This is a genomic window from Amycolatopsis vastitatis (assembly GCF_002234595.1).
Taxonomy (GTDB): Bacteria; Actinomycetota; Actinomycetes; order Mycobacteriales; family Pseudonocardiaceae; genus Amycolatopsis; species Amycolatopsis vastitatis.
Genome location: NZ_NMUL01000070.1, coordinates 1 through 21,837, shown reverse-complemented (window position 1 = coordinate 21,837; position 21,837 = coordinate 1). Strand labels below are relative to the sequence as shown.

The window sequence follows — 21,837 nt, the reverse complement described above, 5'->3', positions numbered from 1 at the left end:
GGTTCCAGGAATTCGCCGGCCAGCACGGTTTTCAGCCGCTCGGATCAGGGGCCTACCACAACCCTCGCCGTCACGGCCGGACCAAGGCCGTGGTGAGCACCGGGGCGTAGAAGGTGGTGATCGCGGCGATGTTCGGATGGGTGCCGGTGCCGTCGGTTCCGGGATAGCCGTTGGCGAGGTTGCTGAAGGTGTACGCCACTCGTTGGCTGTCGATGCGGGTGTCCAGGGTGGTGTCGTTGAAGACGTCCGCGACCGTGATGCCCCACTTGCGGCAGATCTGCAGCGTCACCGCCCGCAATGCCGATTGCGTGTTCCAGTCGCGGGAACCGAGCTTGTGGACGGCGACGTACACGATCCGCGCGGACGGCCATTTGGTGCGCATGGTGGAGATGGCGGTTTCCAGTGAGCCCGCGTAGGTGGAATTGGCGAACTTGGCGGGGTCGAAGCCGTCGGCCATCGCGCCGATCGGGTACCGGTTGTTGTCGTCGTGGATCACCTCGGCGTCGTTGGTGCCGCCGTCGAACACCACGTAGTCGGGTGCACGCGAGGCGGCGCCCTTCACCTGGGTGATGATCTGGCCGCCCGAGGCGCCGGCCGGGCCGATCGTCGCGCCGTTCCTGGCGTACTTGGTCAGGGGCATGAGTTCGCGTTCGGCAGTGAAGTTCACGAAACCGCGGGGGTATTTGTGGCCGTAGACGATGCTGTCGCCGAACGCGTACACCGTCTTGCCTTTTAACCGGCCGTTCGCGGGGTTCGCCGGAACCGTGAGGCGGAAGTTGTCGATGGACTGCACGCCGGTTCCGTAGTAGTCGCAGGCGACGAGCTTCGCGAGATTCTTGCCGGTCACGCTCGCCGTCCCGGATGCCAGGACCGTTGCGGCGGTTTCCTTGGTGGTGATCGTGTACTGCACCGTCTGCAGCGTGAAGTCCAGGTGCAGGTTGACCGTGTACCACTTGGTGCGGTCGAAGGTGGTCCTGGCCCAAACCGGGTTGAGCGAGTCGGGCGCGGATGTCGAGTCGGACGCGGGGCCGGTCAGGCCGTATCGCAGTTCGGCGGCGGTGGCGGCGATCGCGAACACCAGATTGCCCTGGTTGTCACGCAGCTCGATGCCCGTCTTGTTCGAGCTGCTGGCGATCGCCGTTCTCCAGTCGAAGGCCAGGTCGAGGGTTCGCTGCTGGACTACGACCGTGTCGAATGCCTTGACCGAGGTGGTGTGGTTGCCCATTCCCTCGGTGACGTTCAAGACTCCGCTGGTCACCGCGGCGCCCACGGGAAAACCGAAGTTCGCCGGGGTGGTCTGCGTGCTGAAGGTCTCATCGATGAGAACGCCGGGGCCGGCGGCCTCGGCCGCGGGGGCGACGAGGACGACAGCCGCGGCGACAGCGGCTACGGCGACAGCCGTCCCGGGCCGGAAGAGTCGCGGGTGGGCATGCATGCGGTTTCCCTTCAGGCAAGCGTCAGAAGCGATCGAGAAACGCGAGGATCCGATGTCGATGCCGGCGCCTCACGGGGTGAAAAGGGTGGACGGCACGGCGTTGGCGAGGGCCAGGTACCCGGCCGGGTTGAGGTGCAGGTGGTCGCCGCTGTCGTAGGCCGGGCGGAGGCGGCGTGCGTTGGCCGGGTCACGGACGGCCTGGTCGAAGTCGGCCACCACGTCGAACTGGTGGCTGGTGCGGATCCACGAGTTCACCGTCTGGCGGGCGGCCTCGTGGGTTCCGGCCGCGTTGTCGTAACTGTTGCCACCGAACGGGGTGATCGTCGCGCCCAGGACCTTGATGCCCGCCGCGTGCGCTTTGGTGACGAACTGCTGGTACGCCGCGGTCAGGCCGGCGGCGGTCTGGGGTGAGCCCTTGCCACCGAGGTCGTTGACGCCCTCGAAGACGATCAGCCACTTGACGCCGCTCTGGCCGAGGACGTCGCGGTCGAAGCGGGACACCGCGGTCGGGCCGAGCCCGCCGCTGAGTACCGCGTTGCCGCCCGCGGCCTCGTTCGCGACGGCGACGTTCGCGGTGGCGCTCTGCTTCTGCAGCCGGGCGAACAGCTCGTCGGGCCAGCGGTCGTTGGCGTTGGTGGTGGAGCCGCGGCCGTCGGTCAGCGAGTCACCGAGCAGCACCACCGCCCCGGTGCGCTCCGGTGCCCACACGTCCAGGCCGCTGAGGAAGTACCAGTGGTCGACCGGGGTCGTGCCGGCCGGGGCGGTGTCGGTGAGGTGGTTGCCCTTCATCAGGTACGAGGTGGTGCGGGAGCCGGGATGTGAGGTGATGCGGCTCGCGGCCTGCCCCTGGGCGAGGTAGAGCGTCACGGTGAGGTTCGCTCCGCTCGCCACGGTGAAGTCCAGCGGGTCGGAGAGCGCTTCCTTGCCGGCCGCGACGGTCACCGCCTTCCGGCCCCCGAAGGTGACGGCTTTGGCGCTGCCCGCCCGGATTCCGCTGACGCCCGTGGCGCTGCCGGCCGGCAGCGCCACGGACGCCGCGGTGATCGGCAGCGCCGCGCCCCCGAAGACGTTGTTCAGGTGCAGCCGGAACCGCGAACCGCCGACCGAGACGTGAATGGTCTGGCGCAGCGTCGTGTCCGCCATCACCTGGTCGCCCTGGGTGTACGGAGCGGGCGGCAGGTTGGACGCCTCGGTCAGCTGCGGCATCGACGTCCAGGTCGCCACCCAGTGGTCACCGGCCTGGCCGGCCGGCGCGGCGGCGGCGGTGCCGGCCCCGGCAGCGCCGACGGCGAGGACGGTGACCACTGCGAGCCAGAACCGATGGCGGGTGAGCTTCACGGGTTCCTCCGGAGCGGACGAAGTGTGCGGTTCGAGACCAGCCGATCGGCGCCGGCTTCCGGTTTCCTCACGCCTACCGCCGACCGGCACCGGTGATCCGCAGGCTCTCCGGGGGGCCGAGATAACTGGTCGCGAGGGCGCCGGTGTCGACGACCAGCTTCTCCACCACGACGGTCGGGTCGACCAGCCAGAACTTCAGTGTGTGCGCACCGGGGGCGGAAACCGTGAACCTGGTGGCGGTCCGGTTGGCGGCGTCGGCGGCGTTCATTCCCCACGAGGCGTTCATGGTGAGGTCACTGGCGCCCGTGGCGGCGACGGCGTCGACGGTCTGGGGTGGCTGGTCGTCGACGGACACCGCGTAGCGCATGCCGGTGCCGCCCGGCAGCACGGCGTTGCGCGGGGCCAGGTAGGTCCAGACCGTGACCGGGCCGGTGGTGGTGAGGCTCATCCGGTACTCCAGCCGCGGCCCGGTTCCGCCCGGGGTCCGGCCGGCGGCGGTGACCGGGGTGGCTTCCATGCCCGAACCGTCCCGGCCGATGTCGGGGATGCGCAGCCAGGAGACCCCGTTCGCGCCGACCGCGGTGGTGTAGTGGTCGCCCTGCATCGACACGTACCCGCCGGCCTCCACGAATCCGGCCGCCGCCGGGAGCGCCGGGTTGTCCACCACGGCTTGGACCGTCACGGTGCGGCCGGCCCCGGTGATGGTCAGCGGCACGCGGGTCGTGCCGTGCGGCGCGCGCGACCAGTCGGCGCTGACCGTCGCACGGACCTGGTCACTCACGGTCCCGCTCGCCGGCGTGACGGTGAGCCAGGGGACGGAGGCGGTGATTCGGTACGGGAAGGTGGTCGTGCCGCGGTTGAACACCTCGACGTACGGTGCGGGCGCAGTCTGATACGGGGTGAGGGTGGGCAGCGCCGCCGGGCTCGTGGCGTTGGGCCACCAGCCGGTCGAGCCGGCGACGGCTACGCCCATTTCGGCCGGGCGGGGCACGGTGATGCGCTGCAGCGCCGGGTAGATCTGGTCCGGCTGCGGCGGATCGGACCAGCTCGCGTTGTTTCCGTAGCGGGCCTTGTCGCCGTAGCCGATCTTGGTCTGGGTTTGCCAGCCTTTCCATTTTCCCTTGGCCAGGGTGGTGTTGTAGTAGTTCGACATCGCCGTGTCGTCGGCCAGCCGTGCCTGGGCGGCGTCGGCGTACGCGTTGGTGGCCGCCCGGCCTTGGGTCGCGTATTGGTGGTTGAGGAACTGTGCCTGCCGCAGCGCGTACAGGTTGGCCGTCGCCTTCACCTCGTAGAGCACGAGCTCGTAGTACGCGTCCTGATCGGCGGCGGGCAGCCGTTGGCCGACCTGTTGAGCTTGCTGAGCCAGTCGTTGCCAGGCGTCGGTGACCCGGGCCAGCTCGTCGTAGTTCTCGATGCTGAACGGGGTCATCGTGTCATCGGTGGTGATCGAGCCGTTCGCGTTCCGAGTGAACCGCCGGTTGGTCGACTCGGGCTTGCGGATCGCCTGCAGCTGCCCGTACTGGTGCACCACGCCGGCCACCCCGGCCGCCGCGTCCGGCCCGAAGTTCTGCGCCGCGAAGCCGCGCTCCCAGTCTCCGAGCCCGCTCGCCGGGATCGCGTCCGGGTTCCACGCGTAGTCGAGGAAGAACTGCAGCGGCCGTTCTTCGTTCTTCAGATCACCGACGTTGGTCACCCACAGCCGGTCGTCGCCGTAGCTGGCGGCGGCGTGCAGCTGTTCCCACGTGTCAGCCAGGTTGACCGTGTCCACCCACTTGTAGTTCCGGCTGGCCCCGACGTAGTCGAAGTGGTAGTACAGCCCGTACCCGCCGTTGCGCGGGGGCTGCGTCCGGTCCGGGAACTCGCGGATGTTGCCCCAGTTGTCGTCGGTGAACACGACCGTCACGTCGTCCGGCACCCGCAGCCCCTCGTCCCAGTACCGCTGTACCTCCTTGTACAGCGTCCAGACCTGCGGCACCGTGCGCGGGTCCCGGCCGGTCACCTGCGCGATGATCTGCCGCTGCTTGGCGATGATGCTCTTCATCAGGTCGATGCCGGAACCGTCGGGCAGCGCGGTGTCGCCGTTGCCGCGCATGCCCAGCGTCAACACCATGTCGGACTTCTCCCGGAACATCCGGGTGAAGCACTTCGTCCAGTACGCTTCGACGGCGGCCTGGTTCTGCCGGTAGCTCCACTGACCGTTGCCACCGTAGGGGTCACCGACCGGATCACCCGCCGCGTTCTTGGCCACGTGCCGGTTCCACTCCTCGATGCCGCACGTCATCGGCGCCTCGTGGGACGTGCCCATGACGATCCCGTACCGGGTGGCCGTCGCCTGGTTGTCAGGGTCGTCCTCGGCGAACGCCCGGCCCCACACCGCCGGCCACACGTAGTTCGCCTTCAACCGCAACGCCAGCTCGAACACCTTCTCGTAGTACCGGTGGTTGAGCCCGGACGGATAGCCCGGCGCCATTCCCTTCCCGAACACGTTCGGTGCCCAGGTGCCGGTCTGCGGGTTCTCGTCGTTGACGAAGAAACCCCGGTACTTCACCGCCGGCGTACCCTGCGTGTGCCGGGCCGGCAACGCGTACAGCGCGTCATGACGACGGGCCGGAACGTCGTCCCACCAGTTCCACGGCGACACCCCCATCGCGCGGGACACGTCGTAAGCGCCGTAGATGGTGCCGCGCTGGTCGCTGCCGGCGATGACGAACGCACTGTCCACACCGGACATCGGCTGGGACACGACCTGCTCCAGCGACGTCTCCCACTTCCCCGCGATCCCGCCCACGTCCAGCTTCCCCGCCGCGACCAGACCATCGATCAGCGCACTGTGCCCGATCGTGCCCACCAGCACCACCTGGCGGGCCCCGGCCGGCACGGCACCCGCCGAGACCTTGGGCGTCGCGCCCGTCACCCGGCCGATGTCGGCCTGCAGATCACCCACGGCCCGGACCACACCGGGGTAATCCGCGGCATCGACCACCAGCGGCGCGGCCTGCCCCGCCGCGACCAGCGGGAAACTCCCGGGGTCTGGCTGGGTCGACAGGTAGTCACCGAGCCGGCCATCGGCCGGTGCGGCGACGGCGGCCAGCGGACCACCGACCGCGAAGCCGGCTGTGGCCGCCGCGACGACGACAGCCAGAACCGCTCCGGCCAGCCCTCGTACGGGGTGTCGCATGGTGCGGTTCCCTTCGTCGTTGCCGCGGCGCCGAGGCCGGGCGGCCGCCGGTCAGGGTGTGAAGATGGTCCGGTCACGCCGGGTTCCCGGCCTTCGTGCCGGAGGTGCGAAGGCCGGGAGGGTTACGTACCTGATCAGGAGGTGGGTTCGACCGCCCGGCCGGTGGTCGGCGAGATCATGCCGGCACACAGCCGTCGACCGGTCAGGTCGGCCACGATCTGCGGGATGGCGGCGACGGTGTTCGCCGCGTGGTCGTGCATGAGGATGACCTGCCCGTTGGTCAGCCGGCGGGCCGCCTCGACGATCTTGGAGACCGGAGGGCCGTCATAGTCCCCCGTGCTGATGTCCCAGAGGACCTCGGTGAGACCGTTCTTCTTCTCGATCGAGCGCAGCGTCGAGTTCGTGTTGCCGAACGGCGGACGGAACAGGACGGGTGCGGTACCGGTCTGCTTCTGGAGGATCTGCTGGGTCCTGGTGATCTCCGAGGTCATCTGGGACGTGCTGAGCTGGGTCAGGTGCGGGTGCGACCAGCTGTGGTTGCCGATCCACATCCCCGCGGCCTTCTCGGCGTCGACCAGCGCCGGGTTGGCCTGGGCGTGCTCGCCGACGTTGAACAGAGTGGCCCGCACACCGGCTTTCTTCAGCGCGTTCAGCAGCTGCGGGGTGTTGCCCGGCGTGGGACCGTCGTCGAACGTGAGCCCCACGTAGCCGGCGCAGGTGGCGGCGGTGGCGGCGTGCGACGGCGCGGCGACAGTGAAGACGGTCGCCGCGGCTACACCGACGGCTATGGCGGCGGACAGGCCGCGGCGTCGGGGCCGAGGCGGGGGCGTCGGGGCGTTTTCGGTCATCATGGCTCCCTTCGAGAGCAGTTGGTCCCGGCTGTCAGCTACCTGAGATAGCTCGCCAGGGGAACTTTCCGGTCCGCAACGCCTTGGTCACGATCCCGGCGATCTTGTCCGCGCCGGCGGCCTCGAAGTGCGTGTGGTCGTTGCAGAAGAAGGCACCGACCGCACCTTGGGTGTAGTCGCCGTTGTTCGGGCACAGCTTGAGCGTGTTGTAGAGCGTGTAGCTCAGCTTGTGGAGGTCGATGACCGGTGTTGCGGTCGCGGTGCCCGCGGCCGCTGTTTCGGTGAGGAATCCCCGGTTGCCGACGGCCGTGCCACCACTGCACGTGATCGCCGCGACCGGCGTCAGCAGGATCGGGTGGGCGCCCCGGTCCTCGGCCGCCTGAGCCATCGCGGTGAGCAGGCTCTGGTAACGGGCCCGGCCCACGTGACGCGGGCAGTTCGAGTCACTGTCGTTGATGCCGAACTGGATGAACAAGTAGTCCCCCGCGTGCATCCCGTTCACCGGATCGAGCATGTCCCGCCACCGTTGGGCGTACGTCTTCGGGCTCACCACGCATTCCCCCGCGGCGTCCTTGCTGCCGGTCACATTGGACTCGTACAGCCACGTCTGGACGCTGCGCCCCGGCACCGCCTTGTTGACGACGGTGACGTCGTCGGTGAACAGCCGGTCGAACCGGCTCCCCCAGCCCACCGGGCAGGCCGACTTCGGATCCGCCATGGTCGAGTCGCCGGCCAGCCACACCTTGACCCTGGCCGCCGCCACGTCCGCACCGCCGGCACCTGTCGCGCAACTCGCGCCCGCCACGCCGGACGACGCACCGGCCGTCCCGGCACCCACGACCGCCTGCGCGGCCAGTACCATCGCGATGGCCACGATCGATTTCCGTGCTTCGATTCTCACCATGGATGGTCCTCCACATAGGACTCGATGCGGGCACGGTCCCACGCACCGGCCGCCACGACGACGCGGTAGCGCAGTCGCAGGGTTTCCCCCGGTTCGAGGACCAGTTTGTCGAAGAAGGCGAACGACGGATTCACCGCCGGGAACGGGGTGGTGCGCACGAACCAGCGCGTGACCCGGTTGCCGGGGTGGTCGACGAACACCAGGGTGGACGACCGGTCCACTTCGTCGTGGTGCCCGACATAGGCGAGCCATGACGCTTCCTGACCCATCATCTCCGGGCCGCCCCGCCCGTCGACGGCGATGATCTCGCCACCGGTGAACTCTCTCGGCCCGCGCCAGAACAGGCCGGTGTACCCGGCCAGCTCCCGCCCGCTGGTCGTCGGGCTGCCGAAGACGAGTGGTTCACCGCGCACGTTCGTCAGCTCGGTGCCGAATCGCAACGCCCACGACTCGCTGTCAACGTCTTGGACGGTCAGCTCCCGCACCTCGTCCACCCAGTGCTCACCGGCCTGGGTGTGCCACGTCAGCCTCTCCGTGAAGCCCGCCCCAGCCACGACGAGGTCCTCGTGCCGCATGGTGCCGACGTTCGGCAGCTCTACGTAGCCCTGGTCGCGCACGTACGTGACGCCGCCCCAGAAGTTCTCCCCGGACACGTCCGTGGCCGTCATCTGGATTCCCTTGTGCCACCGGTGGTCGTGCGGCCGATACGCCGTCACGACGTCGCCCGCCGGCGTCCGCACCGGGTGCACGTACGGCTTCGGGCCCTCGAACGGTGACGCCTCCGGCCGGTACACGTAGCGGAACAGCTCCACATCCCCGGCGCGCACCACCAGGGCGTCATCGATCCGGACGATTTCGGGGTTCATCGGGCCGCCACCTCCGCCCATGGCGCTCCGGTCCCGTCCATTCGCCGGTAGAAAGGGTGCTCCGCGGTTATCTGTCCACTATGGATTGTCTCGTCGGTGAACGCGGACGCGTAGAGTGCGGCGACGAACTCGATGGTGTTCCGCGCGTCCGCACCCGTCACCGGCGGCGGGTCACCGCGGTCGAGCGCGTCGAGGACCGCCATGACCTGACCTTCATGGCTGCTGGGCGAGCCCGGCTCGGCGTCGCCCCACCAGGACAGGACGTCCTCGTGGCCCGGCGCCGGGGTCACTGTCCAGTCCGCGTCCGTGTACCCGTACAGGTGCTCCACCTCCACCGTGGCGCGCTCGAAGTCGAACCTCAGCGCGGAGGTCTGCCTCGGCGAGACCACGGAGTTGACGACCGTGGCCACCGCTCCGCTCGCGAAGGTCACCAGCGCCATCGAGACGTCCTCGGTGTGCACGGCACGAGCCTGCCGGGCGGCCAGGGCGCGGATCTCGCGCCACGGGCCGAGCACGGACAGCAGCAGGTCGAACTGGTGGATGCCGTGGCCCATCGTCGGGCCGCCGCCCTCGCTGTCCCACGAACCCCGCCACGGCACCGCGAAGTAGTCGTCGTCCCGGTACCACAGGGTGGCGCAGGTGGCCAGTAGCGGCCGGCCCAGCCGGCCCGCCGCGGTCAGCCGGCGCAGCCGGACGGCGGCGGCACCGAAGCGGTGCTGGAAGACGGTGGCGACGTGGGCGCTCGAGCGTCGTTCCGCCGCCACGAGTTCGTCCATCTCGGCCAGTGACAGCGCCGGTGGCTTTTCCACCAGCACGGTGACGCCCGCGTCCAGGCACTCGATCGCCAGTGACGCGTGCTGCCGCGGCGGGGTGCACAGGTGCACCACGTCTACGGCCTCCTCCGCCAGCAACGCAGCCAGACTCGGATAGACGCCGGGTACACCGTGCTCGCCGGCGAATGCACGGGCACGGTCGGCGTCGATGTCGACGACCGCGACCAGGCGGGCCCGGTCACCTGCCGCGCGCAGCGCCGAGGCGTGGGCGTTCGCGATGGCTCCGGTTCCGACGATCGCGCTGAGGTGGGTGCGCGCCGGCATGGCGATCCTTCCGTCCGATGAGGTCCTACCTGGCGGCGTCGATGTCGGCCTGCAGTTCGGTGATGAACGCCTGGGCGGCCTTGTCCGGGGTGGCCCGGCCGAACAGCACGTCCTCGGTGTGGCGCTTGAGGATCGTCTCGACCGTGCTGGCGCCGTTGGGGGTGACGCGTGGCGGGTCGCTGACCTTGAGCTGGTTCAGGTAGTCGGCCGCCGCTTTGTCGGTGGGCTTGAGGCTGCCGTCGATGCTTGCGCGGATCTTCGTGTTGGCCGGGACGCCGCGGTCGGTCAGCATGATCTTCGCCGCGTCCGGGTCGTTGGCCAGGAAGTCCAGCAGCAGCGAGGCTTCCGCCGGGTGCTGCGACCGGGCCGAGACCGACCAAAACATCGACGGCTTGTAGTACTCGGCGTGCGCCTGGGCCTCACCGGGCAGCTTCAGCAGCTTCAGCTTCTGACCGCTCGCCGCGCTCAGGGTGGTCAGCTGGGTGTTCCAGCAGAAGCCGAACGCGGTGGCGTTGGTGGCCACGGCCGTCTGGCTGAGCGTGCCGCCGGCCTTCTCGATGGTGACCGACGGCGGCGGCGCGGCCCCGCCGTGGGCCAGGTCGAGCAGGTAGGCGAAGTAGCGGGTGAGGACCTCGGGCGGGATGGCCACCTTGCCCTTGTCGTCGAAGAGCGTCCCGCCCGCCTGGCGGGCCCAGATCTGCAGGCCGCCCGCGTCGCTGAAGCCCGGGGACTGCACGCCCCACACCGAGCCGCCGCCGGCTTTCGACACCTGCTCCCCGACCTTCTTCAGGTCGTCCCACGACCACGTGTTGTCGTCCGGGAGCGGAACGCCGTACTTGGCCAGCAGGTCGGTGTTGGCGACCAGCGCGTACGAGCCGAGGCCCACGGGCAGCCCGTACTGCTGTCCGTCGAGCGCGCCGGTGGCCAGCGCCTTGAGGTCGAAGTCACCGGTGTTGAGGTGCGTCTTCTCGGTGTTCAGGTCCAGCAGCGCGCCGCGCTGGGCGTAAGAGGCGAGGTAGAGCTCGTCCATCTGGATGACGTCGGGCGCGTCGTTGGCCGCGACGGTGGTGGCCAGGCTGTCCCAGTAGCTGTTCCAGTCCTTGAACTCCCCGCGCACGGTGATGTTCGGGTGCTTCTTCTGGAAGAGGTCGATCACCTGCTGGGTCCGCTTGTGCCGGTCGTCGGCACCCCACCAGGAGAAGCGCAGCGTCACCGGCCCGGCCGACAGCTCGTCGCCCCCGCCGGAGGAGGACGAACAGGCGACCGGCAGGGACGCGGTCATCGTCAGCAGCACCGCCCACACGGTGCGGCGGAGGAGTCTGGAGCGCATGGTCTGGATTCCTTTCCGGGGCTACTTGCCCCCGGTCGTGGCGATTCCCCTGACGAGGTAGCGCTGTCCGAAGAGGAACGCCAGGAAGATCGGGAGGAGGGAGAGCACGCTCATCGCGAACAACGACCCCCAGGAGGTAGTCGAGGTGGCGTCGACGAACGAGCGCAGGGCGACGGGGACGGTGTACATCTGCGGGTCGGTCAGGTAGATGAGCTGGCTGAAGAAGTCGTTCCAGGTCCAGATGAACGTGAAGATCGTCGTGGTGGCCAGGGCCGGTTTCATCAGCGGCAGGATGATCCGCAGGAAGATCCGGGGGTGCCCGCAGCCGTCGATGCGGGCCGCCTCGTCCAGCTCCCTCGGTAGCCCTCGGATGAACTGCACCATCAGGAACACGAAGAACGCGTCGGTGGCCAGCACCTTGGGCACGATCAGCGGCAGGAACGTGTTCACCCAGCCCAGCTGGGAGAACAGGATGTACTGCGGCACGATGATCACGTGCACCGGCAGCATGATCGTGCCGAGCATGACGGCGAACCACCAGCGCTTGCCGGTGAACTCCAGGCGCGCGAAGGCGTAGGCGGCCATGGAGCACGACACCAGGTTCCCGACGATGCAGCCCAGCACGACGATCGCCGAGTTGACCAGGTAGTGCCCGAACGGCGACGCCAGCGCGGTCCAGCCGTCGGCGTAGTTCTGCACCCGCAGGTGGTCGAGCACCAGCCCGGGGCTGCGGAAGATCTCGTCGTTCGGCCTCAGCGAGCTGACGACCATCCACAGCACCGGGTACAGCATGACCACCGCGAGCAGTACCAGGCCGACGTGCTTCCCAACGGCCCGCAGGACACTGCGGGCGGACGGCCGATATGCGCCCGGTCGCTCCCGCTTCGGCGGCGGGACGACGGTTGCCGGCGGGCTGGTGATATCAGTCGTCATAGAACACCCAGAACCTCGACGCCCAGAAGTTGAGACCGGTGATCCCGGCGATCATCAGCAGCAGGGACCATGCCAGCGCGGAGGCGTAGCCCATGTCGAACCGCGCGAAACCCTGCTGGTACAGGTACAGCGTGTAGAGCATCGTGGAGTCGGAGGGGCCGCCGGTGCCGCCGGAGACGACGAACGCCTGGGTGAACGACTGGAACGCGTGGATGATCTGCAGCACCAGGTTGAAGAAGATGATCGGCGACAGCAGCGGCAGGGTGATCCGCCGGAACCGGGTCCACTTGCCGGCGCCGTCGATGGCCGCGGCTTCGTAGTACACCGTGGGGATCTGCCGCAGCCCGGCCAGGAAGATGACCATCGGCGCGCCGAACGTCCACACGTTCAGCACGATCAACGTCGACAGCGCCGAATCCGGGTCGGAAATCCACCCGTGGCCGCTGATCCCCACCAGCCCGAGCAGCCGGTTGACCAGCCCCTCGGTGCCGAAGATCTGCCGCCACAGCACCGCGATCGCCACGCTCGACCCCAGCAGCGACGGCAGGTAGAACGCCGACCGGTAGAACGCCAGGCCCCGCATGCCCCGGTCCAGCAGCATGGCGACCCCCAGCGCGCACGCCAGCTGCAAGGGAACGGACACCAGGACGTAGGTGAAGGTCACGCCCAGCGCGTTGTGCAGCCGCTCATCGGTGAAGATCCGGGCGAAGTTGCCCAGCCCGATGAACTTCGGCGGCTGGATCAGGTTGTACTTGGTGAAACCGAGCCCGAGCGACGCCGCGATCGGCCCGGCGGTGATGAACACCAGCCCGGCGAACCACGGCAGCAGGAACCAGAACGCGGCCTTGTTGTCCCGCCGGGAGGACCGCACGCCGCGCCGGCGCAGTCCCCGGAGTTCGTCAAGGGTGCTCACGCCGTCGCCTCTTCGGTGAGACCGGGAAAACGCATTCCAGCAGTGTGGCCCGGAGCACACACCACGTCAAGAGCGGATCAGCGGACTACCACGGCTCGCTCACGTGTGCTGTCGCGGACCACCAGCCGCCCTTCGACGATCACGTGGGTGACCGCGCCGGGCTCGCCGAGCGCGAGCCGGATCGCCTCGGTTCCGGCGTAGGCGAGCGGCAGCGCCATGGTGGTCAGCCGGGGCGTGACGTTGACCGCCGGCCCGATGTCGTCGAACCCGGTCAGCGACACGTCGTCCGGCACGGCGACTCCGGCTTCGCGCAGGGCGCGCAGCGCGCCGACGGCGATCAGGTCGTTCACCGCCAGGACGGCGTCGATCCTGCGCAGTCCTTCGGCGGCCAGGCGGTGCGCCACCTCGTACCCGCCCTCCCGGCTCACCGGGCAGTGCACGATCCGTACGGCGGACTCGGCGATCCCGCCCGCCCGGAGGCCTTCGACCAGCCCCGCGGTCCGGGCATCCGGGGCGGCCTCCCCGTGCGCACCGGCGATGATCACGACCCGCCGGTGCCCCGCCTCGGCGACGTACCGGCCGAGCCGGGCCGCCGCCCCGCGGTTGTCGAACCCGACCGAGTGGAACGGCAGGTCCGTGTCCCCGACGACCACCACGCGGCCGCCGTCGTGCTCGTACGCGCGCAGCTCCGCGAGCAGCCCGCCGGCCACCGCATCGGCGTCGACCCGGCCGGAGGTCAGCACCAGCGCCCGCGGCCGCAACGCACGGACCCGGCGGATGGTCTCCAGCTGGCGACCGGGGTCGCCGTGGGTCGCCGAGACGGTGACGAACGCGCCGGCGGTGCTGGCCGCCCGCTCCATCGCCGACACCACGATGGCCATCGACGGCGTGGTGACGTCGTCCGCGACCAGCGCCAGCGAGTCGCTCACCCGCCGCATCGCCCGCGCGGAGGCGTCCGCCGTGTAGCGCAGCCGCCCGGCCGCGGCCAGCACCCGCTCCCGGAACTCCGGCGCGACGGTCCGGGAGCTGGCCCCCAGCACCCGGGACGCCGTCGCGAGCGAAACCCCCGCGGCCGCCGCCACGTCGTGCAGCGTCACGGTGTCCCGTGCCGGATGCGGCATGGCCTACCCCACTTCGAACGCGCCGATATCCGGCTTGCCGATGTACAGCGGGGCCCCCGCGTAGTCCCGGCCACCGTTGCCGCTGATCGCGACGCCCCGGCCGATGGCGGCCGAGCCGGAACGAACCCGCAGACCGTACGCCGCGGTGAGCCGCGGCCCGGACGCCGGTGTGCCTGCCGTGTAGTCCGGAGCCCCGGTGAACTGCGGGTCCGCGCGGACGGCGTGGGCGTCACCGGCGGGCACCGGCAGGGTCGCGCCCCCGTACAGATTGCTGTCGTAGCGGATCGTCGAGCTGGTGGTGAGCGACGCCCCGGCCACCTTCGAGTACAGGATGTTGTCCGTGATGTCGTACGACGAGGTCAGCGACGTGCCGTAGCCGTAGACCAGGTACTTGCCGCGGTCGTTGTAGAGCGTGTTGCCGTAAACCTTGGCCTTCGCGGCCTTGTCGGAGTGCAGGTAGAGCGGGTACCGGGTGTTGCCGGCGAGCACGTTGTAGCGCAGAACGACGTCGCCGAAGACGAACTGGCACAGCAGGATGCCGTCGCCGTTGCCGTGGGACCAGTTGTACTGGACGACCACCTTGGTGGTCCCCTTGTCGGCGTCGATGCCGTTGGAGTCCGCGCCGTTCGCCTTCTGCGTGGTCCCGGCGACCTCGTTGGACTGGATGGTCACGTCGTCGGCGAAGTACGCCTCGATGCCCGACGTCCCCGCCCGGTCGACGACGTTCTGCTCGACGACCGCGTGCCGCACGCCGGTGAGGTACACGCCGTTGCACCCGTAGGCCGTACCCAGCTGGCTGATGTGGTTGCCGCGGATGACGACGTTCGTGTGCGGGGTGAATTTCGCGTCCGTCGCGCTCGCGCGGCTCCCCCACCCGGTCGCCTTGGCGCCGGGGGCGTCCCCCGAGTACTGCTTGACGGAGATGCCCGCGAACGAGGTGTTGGCGATGACCGAGTTCTGGACCGTGACGCCGTCGAGCACCGTCGGCGTCGACGGCGGCGCGCCGATGTTCGCCACCGTGGAGTCGAAGACGATGCCGCCGGTCTTCTTGGACCGGTCCCAGCCCATCTTGAAGTGGATGCCGGGCGCGTTGTCCGCCGTGTCGCCGCCGATCCAGTTCACCTCGCCGGTGACGTCGTGGACACTGACGCCGTCGACGACGAAGCCGTGGAGCGTCCGGCCGCCGGTGCCGGTGACGTGGATGCCCCGCAGGTCCTTGAGGTTCGCGCCCGGGGTGCTCGTCGAGGGTGCCTGGTTGGTCACCTCGAGGTGGCGGATTGTCCAGTACTCCTGGTCGGCGAGACGCACGGTGTCGGCGACCGCGCCGCCGCCGTCGATCCGCGGGTTCGCGCCGTCGCCGTACCGGTCGACGGTGATGGGAGCGCCCGATGCGCCGGAGCCCTTCGGCCACAGTTGCCCGCTCCACCGGCCACCCGCCTTCAGCAGGATCTGGTCCCCCGCGTGGAAGGTCACCTGGTTGACCCGCGAGAGGCTGCGCCACGCGTGCGCGCTGTCCGTCCCGGCCGCGCTGTCGTTCCCCTGCGCAGCGTCGACGTAGTAACTCACCCCCGCCGCGACGCCGTTGGCAGGCGAGGCGAGAGCGGCTTGTGCCGGGGCGACGACCAACGCCGCCGCGAGCAATCCGGGGGCAGTTCGCCTGAAGATACTGAACACGTGGGCACTCCTCACACCATCGTGGAGCCACACTGTCGGAAAACGTATTCCACCATCTATCGTCCCGATCCACAAGAACCTCGTGGATCCAGTGAAAAGAGTTCGCCAACTCATGACCGAGCAAGGCCCCGGCTCCTCCCCCACACTGCGGGACGTCGCCACGGAGGCCGGCGTCTCCGCGGCCACGGCGTCACGGGCGCTCAACGGCAGCACCCGCAACGTCAGTGCGGAAAAGCTGGCTCTCGTGCTGCGGGCGGCTGAGAAACTCGGCTACGCGCCGAACTTGTCGGCGCAGGCCACCGCCCGCGGGTCGACGAAAACGGTCGCGCTGATCGTCCACGACATCGCCGACCCGTACTTCTCCTCCATCGCCGCGGGGGCGATCGAGGGTGCCGAGGCCGCCGGGCTGACGGTGACCATGGCGGTCACCGACCGGTCACCGGACCGGGAACTGGAGATCGTCTCGACCCTGCGCGGCCACCGGCCGCACGCGATCATCCTCGCCGGGAGCCGGATCGGTGACGAGCAGGACGCACTGGTCGGGGAACTGCGCGCGTACGAAGCCGCGGGCGGGCGCGTGGCCGTGGTGAGCCAGCCGGGCCTGCCGTACGGCACCGTCACCGTCGACAACCGCCGCGGCGCCGAGGAGCTGGCGACCGCACTGGTCGCTTACGGGTACCGGCGGTTCGCCGTGCTGCGCGGGCCGGACGCACTCCGTACCTCCCGTGACCGCGCGGAAGGGTTCGTCGCCAGCCTCTCCCGGGCGGGGATCGAGGTGGCCGGCCGGTTCGTGGTCAAAACCGACTTCACCGAGGACGGCGGTCACGCGGCCATGACCGGCCTGCTCGACCGCGGCCTGGACGGCGTCGAGTTGGTGTTCGCGGTCAACGACGTCATGGCCATCGGCGCCATGCGAGCACTGCGCGACGCGGGCCTGGTTCCCGGCCGAGACCTCGCCGTAGCGGGCTTCGACGACATCAGCGCCGCCACCGACGTGGACCCCGCCCTGACCACCGTCGGAGTCCCCATGCGGGCCATGGGCCTGCGCGCGATCGACCTCGCCCTGTCCGGGCGTGACAGGAGCGAGGTCGTCTGGCTGCCGACAACCGTCGTCCTGCGGACAAGCACTCCTCGCCGCAGAGGTGAGCCGTGAGCAGCCGGACGGGCGAAGCGCCGGCTCGACCCGTTGGTGTTACTAACCCGACCAAAAGCAGGCCGCCCCCCGCACGGCACGTGACCGTTGCTACGAAGCCATTCGGCCGTGACTGTGGTCGGATTAGTAACCATCGGCACAGTATCGCTGCGGTGGCCGGTACCGGGAGCCTCGCGGGACAGTCCGACCTCGATCAACCCGTTGGGCACGCTGATGCCCGAGCAGGTGACCTTTGTCCAGCTGCCGATCGGCCGGTTGATCGACAAGTCCACCTCGCTCCCGCCGGAGTCTTGGCAAAGATGGTCGCCTTCTTCTGACCGCCGCTGCTCTTGACCCAAGCCGACAGGGTGTAGGTCCCGTTCGAACCGGCCGGTCAGCCACGGCCATCATGCTCTACCACCGCACGGAACCAGGCGATTCCACCAGACGCACATCATCTGACGTTCAAAACGCTCTACCCCGCCCCTCGATCACGTGACCAGCTGCGACTACGTCCACGAGACCCGCCGGGCCGACCTGTCGCTCATCGACCATTCGGGACTCGCCGTGCAGCCGGCGCGGGTGCTACAGAATATCGAGAACGCCGCCGAACAAGCCGCCCGTCGGCTGAGCGAACGAACCGCCTCGCGGCGGAAGCGAAGGTGGGAGATTTCAAGACTGTTCGACAAGTTCCCGTGAACGTACACAGGCCGGACCCGGCCGGGTCCGGAGGGCAGGCCGTCTCGCGGACCACGACCTCGATCGGCAGGATCACTCGTGGCCGGGCCACCCCCGTCGACGAGCCCGGAAGCACGCTCGCCGACACATCGCGCGCCCTTGCTCCAAGTCTCGTTCGGCAGCGACCGATCGACGCTTCCGGCAGGGGCTGGAAGCGCTTTCCAGAAGCCGCGGGCAACGCTGAGTACGTTCACACGAAGTTGCCCGCAGAGCCTTGCTTCGATCTCGGATATGCGGTTCCCTTCTTAAGGAGAACCGTGCGTAGCTGGATGTGCACGTTCACAGTTCCGGCGCGCGGCTCGTCAAGTCGTCGATCAAGGGAGATCGAATGACCTCGCCGAAGGAGCTCACCCATGAATGAACTGCCGGAAATCGCGTCGGCCGGGCTGGACCGGCGCACCGTGCTGCTCGGGGCGGCCGCCGGTGCCGGCGCGCTCGTCCTGGGCGCGGGTGCCACGACGCAGGCGATGGCCGCCGTGACACAGCCCCAGGTCGCAGCGGCCGCGTTCGTCAAGGGCGCCGACATCAGCTGGGCCCCGCAGATGGAAGCCCACGGCTACACCTGGAAGAACTCCAGCGGGCAGGCGCAGGACCTGCTGACCATCCTCAAGGGATACGGCATCAACGCGATCCGCCTGCGCACGTTCGTCAACCCGTCCGGCAGCGCCACCGACGGGCACTGCAGCATCACCGAGGTCGCCGCGCTGGCCAAGCGGGTCAAGGCCGCGGGCATGTCCATCATGCTGGACTACATGTTCGGCGACACCTGGAACTCCGTCGGTGTGCAGAACCCGCCCGCGGCGTGGAAGAACATGAGCTACAGCCAGATGCTGTCGGCCATGAACTCCTACGTCGGCCAGACCATGAACGTCATGAAGAGCAACGACGTTCTCCCGACGTGGGTGCAGATCGGCAACGAGATCAACAGTGGCATCTGCCGCCCGGTCGGCAGCGTTTCCAACGGGGCCCAGATGACGGGTCTGCTCAACGCCGCCTACAACCAGGTCAAGCAGGTGTCGCCGAGCACGACGGTGTGCATCCACCTCGCGCAGCCCCAGAAGTGGGACTCGATGGCGACCTTCTTCAGCCGCTACTCCGGCAACGGCGGCAAGTGGGACATGTCGGTCTTTTCCTCCTACGGCAGCGCCGACCTGGCCTCGGGGATCGTGGGGAACATGAAGAAGATCTCCAGCCAATACGGGAAACCCTTCATGCAGACCGAGTTCGGCGGCAAGGTGAGCAAGGTCTCCGCCAGCAAGGCCTCGCTGGTCGCCTACCTCGGAGCCCTCAAGAGCAACGGCGGACAGGGCCTGTTCTACTGGGAGCCCGAAGGCTACTCGCCGTTCACCGGGTACGACATGGTCGCCTGGGACTCCGCCACCCGCAAGCCCACCGCCATCATGGACGGCTTCAAGCAGGCCTGACCGGCGAGACGGCGGTGACCACCGAGAGGGGTCACCGCCGTCCGTGCGTCCAGGACTTCAGGACTCGAAGGCACCGAGGTCCGGCGCCTTCCCGGTGTAGGGCAGGCCGACGTTGGTGCCCTTGTCGATCAGCGAACTCCCCGCCGCCAGGCGGAGGTTCGGCAGCACCGGCAGACTGCCGTCGGCCTGGCGCCGCGCGTCCCAGCCGGCCGTCGACACGCTCTGGAACTGCGCGTCCGACAGCGTGACACCCACGTTCCACGAGTTGTACGAGGCACTCGTTCCCGACATGTTCGACGTCAGGGAGCCCTTGTAGGCGACGTTGTTGCGCAGGTTGCCCAACCCCGTCGCCCCGCCGCTCGAGGTGATGCCGAGCATGTTGTAGTCGGGGTTGTTGGCGTAGCTGGTGTTGTTGAAGTAGTCGTTGGCCAGCGTGTGGTGGTTGGCGTAGAACCCCGCCGCCTTGTTGTTGAACGCCACCGAGTTACGCACGGTGTGCTTGACGCCGTTGCTGACGTACTTGCCGCCGTAGCCGCCCATCTTGAAGCCGTTGCCGTTGCCGGACGGCGTGGTCGTCTGCGGCAGGTAGCCGTTGCGCCACGCCCACGAGTTCTCGATGGTCACCGAGGAGAACGCGTTGATCAGGTCGAAGCCGTCGTCGGAGTTCCACCACGCGCGGCAGCCGCGGAACACGTTGCCCGGGTGGTTGGCGGAGATGTGCGCGCCGAACCCGTCCGCGCTTTCGCCGGCGCCGTTCGAGGTGCGCGGGTCGTAGTTGTCGTGGGAATCGGAATTGACGACGAGGTTGCCGCCACCGTCCTGGATGAACAGTCCGGGTCCCATGTTGTTGTGCAGGTTGAGCAGTTCGAACGTGTTGTTGCTCCCGGAGATCCAGATACCCCAGGATTCGTGGTTGAGGTTGTTGTTCTGGGGCACGCCCTTGACTTCCAGGCCCTTCAGGTGGATGTAGTTGCCGGTGACGTCGAAGCCCTTGATCCGGCAGTTGTCACTCACCCGGGAGAAGTCGAAGACCGGTGTTTCGCCGGGGTAGGCCCAGTAGCGGATCGGGTTGCCGGAACTGCCGCTCTTGTTCAGGGTGATCGCGTCCACCCGGTCGGTCCCGCTCGAACAGCTCTTGTTCGCCCGGGAGTAGCTGTAGGTGCCGCCGCGCAGGTAGACCGTGTCACCCGCCTGCACGACGGCTTGGGCGTGCGCGACCGACGCCCACGGCGCGGCCTGTGTCCCGGCGGCGCTGTCACTGCCCGCCGGGGAGACGTAGTAGATTTTTCCGGCCGCCGTGCTCGCGGCGACCGGGGTGACGGCGACCGCGGCGGCGGTCACCACGGCCGCCGAGAACACGAGAACACGGCCCAGGACAACGGGTTTCATACGCACACTCCAGGGTGGGAGGCCTCGTGGACGCTGCGGCCGGAATCCAGCAGCGCCCACGAGGCCGGCTTCAGTTGCAAGTGCCGGAACACGGCACGAACGGCGCCGTGGTGCCAGTCAACGTGGTCGTGCCCAGGGTCAGGCCGCCGGAGCTCGCGGTCACCGTGATGGTGCCCGCGCCGGTCGCCCGCACCAGGCCGTACGCGACGCCCTGGTAGGCCTTCCGCACCGAGCCGCGGAACGTCTCCTGCACCGGGCTCCCGCTGTCGACCGCCACCAGCACGCCCGACCCGCTGATGCTGAACGTCACGGCGGCGGAGGAACCGGTCACCACGCGGCCGGAGGAGTCGGCCACCGTCGCCTTCACGTACGAGACGTCGTCCACGTCGGTGGACACGGTGCTGTGGTCCGGGGAAAGGACCACCTTGCTCGCCGTGGTGCCCGTGGCCGGCGGTGACGTGGTCGGCGCGCCCCAGGTGCGCTGCCACGAGTACCCGATCGAGCGGACCGTCCCCATGGCGTCCATCAGCCCGGCGGTGGAGCCGGCGACCGGCCACCCGCCGTCGGCCTCCCCGAGGTAGTCGACGCCGACCCAGATGAACATGCCGGTGACCACGGCGTTGTTCCGGACCGTCGTCCACGCCGAGGTGTCGGTACCCATCTCGGTGAAGAGCCCGGGCCGCGCGGGCGACGTCTTCGCGGCCTGGATGACCTCGTCCGGCCGGTAGTTGCCGCCGAAGACGTCCACGATCGTCCGGGTGGCCCCGGTGACGTCACCGCTGTCACCCGGGCGGAACAGGGCCTGGGTGACCGGACAGCCGTCCAGGGCGTGCGCGATCGAGACCATCCGGGTCAGCAGCGGCGTCCGGGTCGCGATCGAGTCGCGGATCTCGTTGCCGGTACTCCACATCGCCACGCTGGGATGGTTGCGGTCACGCATGACCACGCTGGTCGCGTCCACCTGGTACCAGGGCACCGAGCCGCTCGCGCCGGGCACCGCGGGCGTCCCGGTCGGCGACGACGCCGTCCGGTTGAAGTACGTCGCGTAGTCGCCGACGTCGGAGTACTTGTGCTGCGTCCAGACGTCGAAGAACTCGTCCAGCACCAGGAACCCCATCCGGTCGGTCAGCTCCAGGAACGCCGGGCTCGGCGGGTCGTGCGCGGTGCGGATGGCGTTGACGCCGAGCGCCTTCAGCTGGGCGAGCCGCCGCTGCATCGCGCGTTGCGGGGCGGCCATCCCGAGCCCGTGGAAGTCCTGGTGCAACGCCACACCCTGGAACTTCACGCTCTTGCCGTTCAGGCTCATGCCCGTCGAGGCGGTGAAGGTGAGAGTGCGGATGCCCACGGACGTGATGTCGTCGTCGACGGCGGTCCCGCCGACGAGGACGTTCGTCGCCAGCGAGTACAGGTTGGGGTTGGTCAGGTCCCACAGCCGCGGGTTGCTCACCGCCACGTCGTAGGCGAAGGTGGCCGACGCGCCGGCGGCGATGGTCTTGGCCGCCGTGGTGACCGCGGGG

General features: G+C 69.1%; 17 protein-coding genes. 3 read left to right on the top strand and 14 right to left on the bottom strand.

What is annotated here, in order from left to right:
• Window positions 1–70: 70 nt before the first annotated feature.
• The 12 genes from CF165_RS45820 to CF165_RS45760 all read right to left on the bottom strand — a co-directional run bounded on the left by CF165_RS45820 (window position 71) and on the right by CF165_RS45760 (window position 15,637).
• Window positions 71–1,435, bottom strand: a complete 1,365-nt coding sequence (locus CF165_RS45820) for an SGNH/GDSL hydrolase family protein (RefSeq protein ID WP_093953900.1) — start codon at window positions 1,433–1,435, stop codon at window positions 71–73.
• A 69-nt stretch (window positions 1,436–1,504) separates the two neighbouring features.
• Complete coding sequence (locus CF165_RS45815) at window positions 1,505–2,773, bottom strand: SGNH/GDSL hydrolase family protein (protein WP_167441770.1); 1,269 nt, start codon at window positions 2,771–2,773, stop codon at window positions 1,505–1,507.
• 73 nt (window positions 2,774–2,846) lie between these two features.
• On the bottom strand, window positions 2,847–5,951 hold the full coding sequence (locus tag CF165_RS45810; protein ID WP_093953899.1) for a glycosyl hydrolase 115 family protein: 3,105 nt from the start codon (window positions 5,949–5,951) through the stop codon (window positions 2,847–2,849).
• 134 nt (window positions 5,952–6,085) lie between these two features.
• Window positions 6,086–6,799, bottom strand: coding sequence for a polysaccharide deacetylase family protein (locus CF165_RS45805; protein ID WP_093953916.1), 714 nt, complete (start codon window positions 6,797–6,799; stop codon window positions 6,086–6,088).
• A gap of 34 nt (window positions 6,800–6,833) precedes the next feature.
• A complete protein-coding gene (locus tag CF165_RS53195; RefSeq protein ID WP_240522122.1) occupies window positions 6,834–7,703 on the bottom strand; it encodes an SGNH/GDSL hydrolase family protein in 870 nt (289 codons plus the stop codon).
• A complete protein-coding gene (locus CF165_RS45790) occupies window positions 7,697–8,569 on the bottom strand; it encodes a DUF6807 domain-containing protein (RefSeq protein WP_205661181.1) in 873 nt (290 codons plus the stop codon). The genes CF165_RS53195 and CF165_RS45790 overlap by 7 nt, the downstream gene beginning before the upstream one ends.
• Entirely contained in the window at window positions 8,566–9,666 is a 1,101-nt protein-coding gene (locus tag CF165_RS45785; RefSeq protein WP_093953897.1) for a Gfo/Idh/MocA family protein, read from the bottom strand. Before CF165_RS45785 ends, CF165_RS45790 begins: the two co-directional genes overlap by 4 nt.
• A 25-nt stretch (window positions 9,667–9,691) precedes the next feature.
• Window positions 9,692–10,996 (bottom strand): ABC transporter substrate-binding protein, encoded by a 1,305-nt coding sequence (locus tag CF165_RS45780; protein ID WP_093953896.1) that lies wholly within the window; start codon window positions 10,994–10,996, stop codon window positions 9,692–9,694.
• A gap of 21 nt (window positions 10,997–11,017) precedes the next feature.
• On the bottom strand, window positions 11,018–11,929 hold the full coding sequence (locus CF165_RS45775; RefSeq protein ID WP_093953895.1) for a carbohydrate ABC transporter permease: 912 nt from the start codon (window positions 11,927–11,929) through the stop codon (window positions 11,018–11,020).
• Window positions 11,919–12,842, bottom strand: coding sequence for a carbohydrate ABC transporter permease (locus CF165_RS45770; RefSeq protein ID WP_093953894.1), 924 nt, complete (start codon window positions 12,840–12,842; stop codon window positions 11,919–11,921). Before CF165_RS45770 ends, CF165_RS45775 begins: the two co-directional genes overlap by 11 nt.
• Window positions 12,843–12,919: 77 nt before the next feature.
• Window positions 12,920–13,963 carry a LacI family DNA-binding transcriptional regulator gene (locus CF165_RS45765; RefSeq protein ID WP_093953893.1) on the bottom strand — a complete coding sequence of 348 codons (1,044 nt, stop codon included), beginning with the start codon at window positions 13,961–13,963 and terminating at the stop codon, window positions 12,920–12,922.
• A gap of 3 nt (window positions 13,964–13,966) precedes the next feature.
• A complete protein-coding gene (locus CF165_RS45760) occupies window positions 13,967–15,637 on the bottom strand; it encodes a right-handed parallel beta-helix repeat-containing protein (RefSeq protein ID WP_240522121.1) in 1,671 nt (556 codons plus the stop codon).
• 112 nt (window positions 15,638–15,749) lie between these two features.
• Between CF165_RS45760 and CF165_RS45755 the strand changes: the two genes are divergently transcribed.
• The 3 genes from CF165_RS45755 (at window position 15,750) to CF165_RS45740 (ending at window position 18,931) form a co-directional block, all read left to right on the top strand.
• Entirely contained in the window at window positions 15,750–16,790 is a 1,041-nt protein-coding gene (locus tag CF165_RS45755) for a LacI family DNA-binding transcriptional regulator (protein WP_093953891.1), read from the top strand.
• A gap of 474 nt (window positions 16,791–17,264) precedes the next feature.
• On the top strand, window positions 17,265–17,468 hold the full coding sequence (locus tag CF165_RS45745; protein ID WP_093953890.1) for a hypothetical protein: 204 nt from the start codon (window positions 17,265–17,267) through the stop codon (window positions 17,466–17,468).
• Between the two features lie 392 nt (window positions 17,469–17,860).
• Window positions 17,861–18,931: a glycosyl hydrolase 53 family protein gene (locus CF165_RS45740; RefSeq protein ID WP_093953889.1), complete on the top strand. Its 1,071-nt coding sequence runs from the start codon at window positions 17,861–17,863 to the stop codon at window positions 18,929–18,931.
• A gap of 57 nt (window positions 18,932–18,988) precedes the next feature.
• On the opposite strand, the gene CF165_RS45735 is transcribed toward CF165_RS45740, so the two are convergent.
• Both CF165_RS45735 and CF165_RS45730 read right to left on the bottom strand, forming a co-directional pair.
• Complete coding sequence (locus tag CF165_RS45735; protein WP_093953888.1) at window positions 18,989–20,320, bottom strand: right-handed parallel beta-helix repeat-containing protein; 1,332 nt, start codon at window positions 20,318–20,320, stop codon at window positions 18,989–18,991.
• A gap of 70 nt (window positions 20,321–20,390) precedes the next feature.
• On the bottom strand, window positions 20,391–21,837 hold a 1,447-nt coding region (locus tag CF165_RS45730; RefSeq protein ID WP_093953887.1), incomplete at its 5' end, for a glycoside hydrolase family 2 TIM barrel-domain containing protein.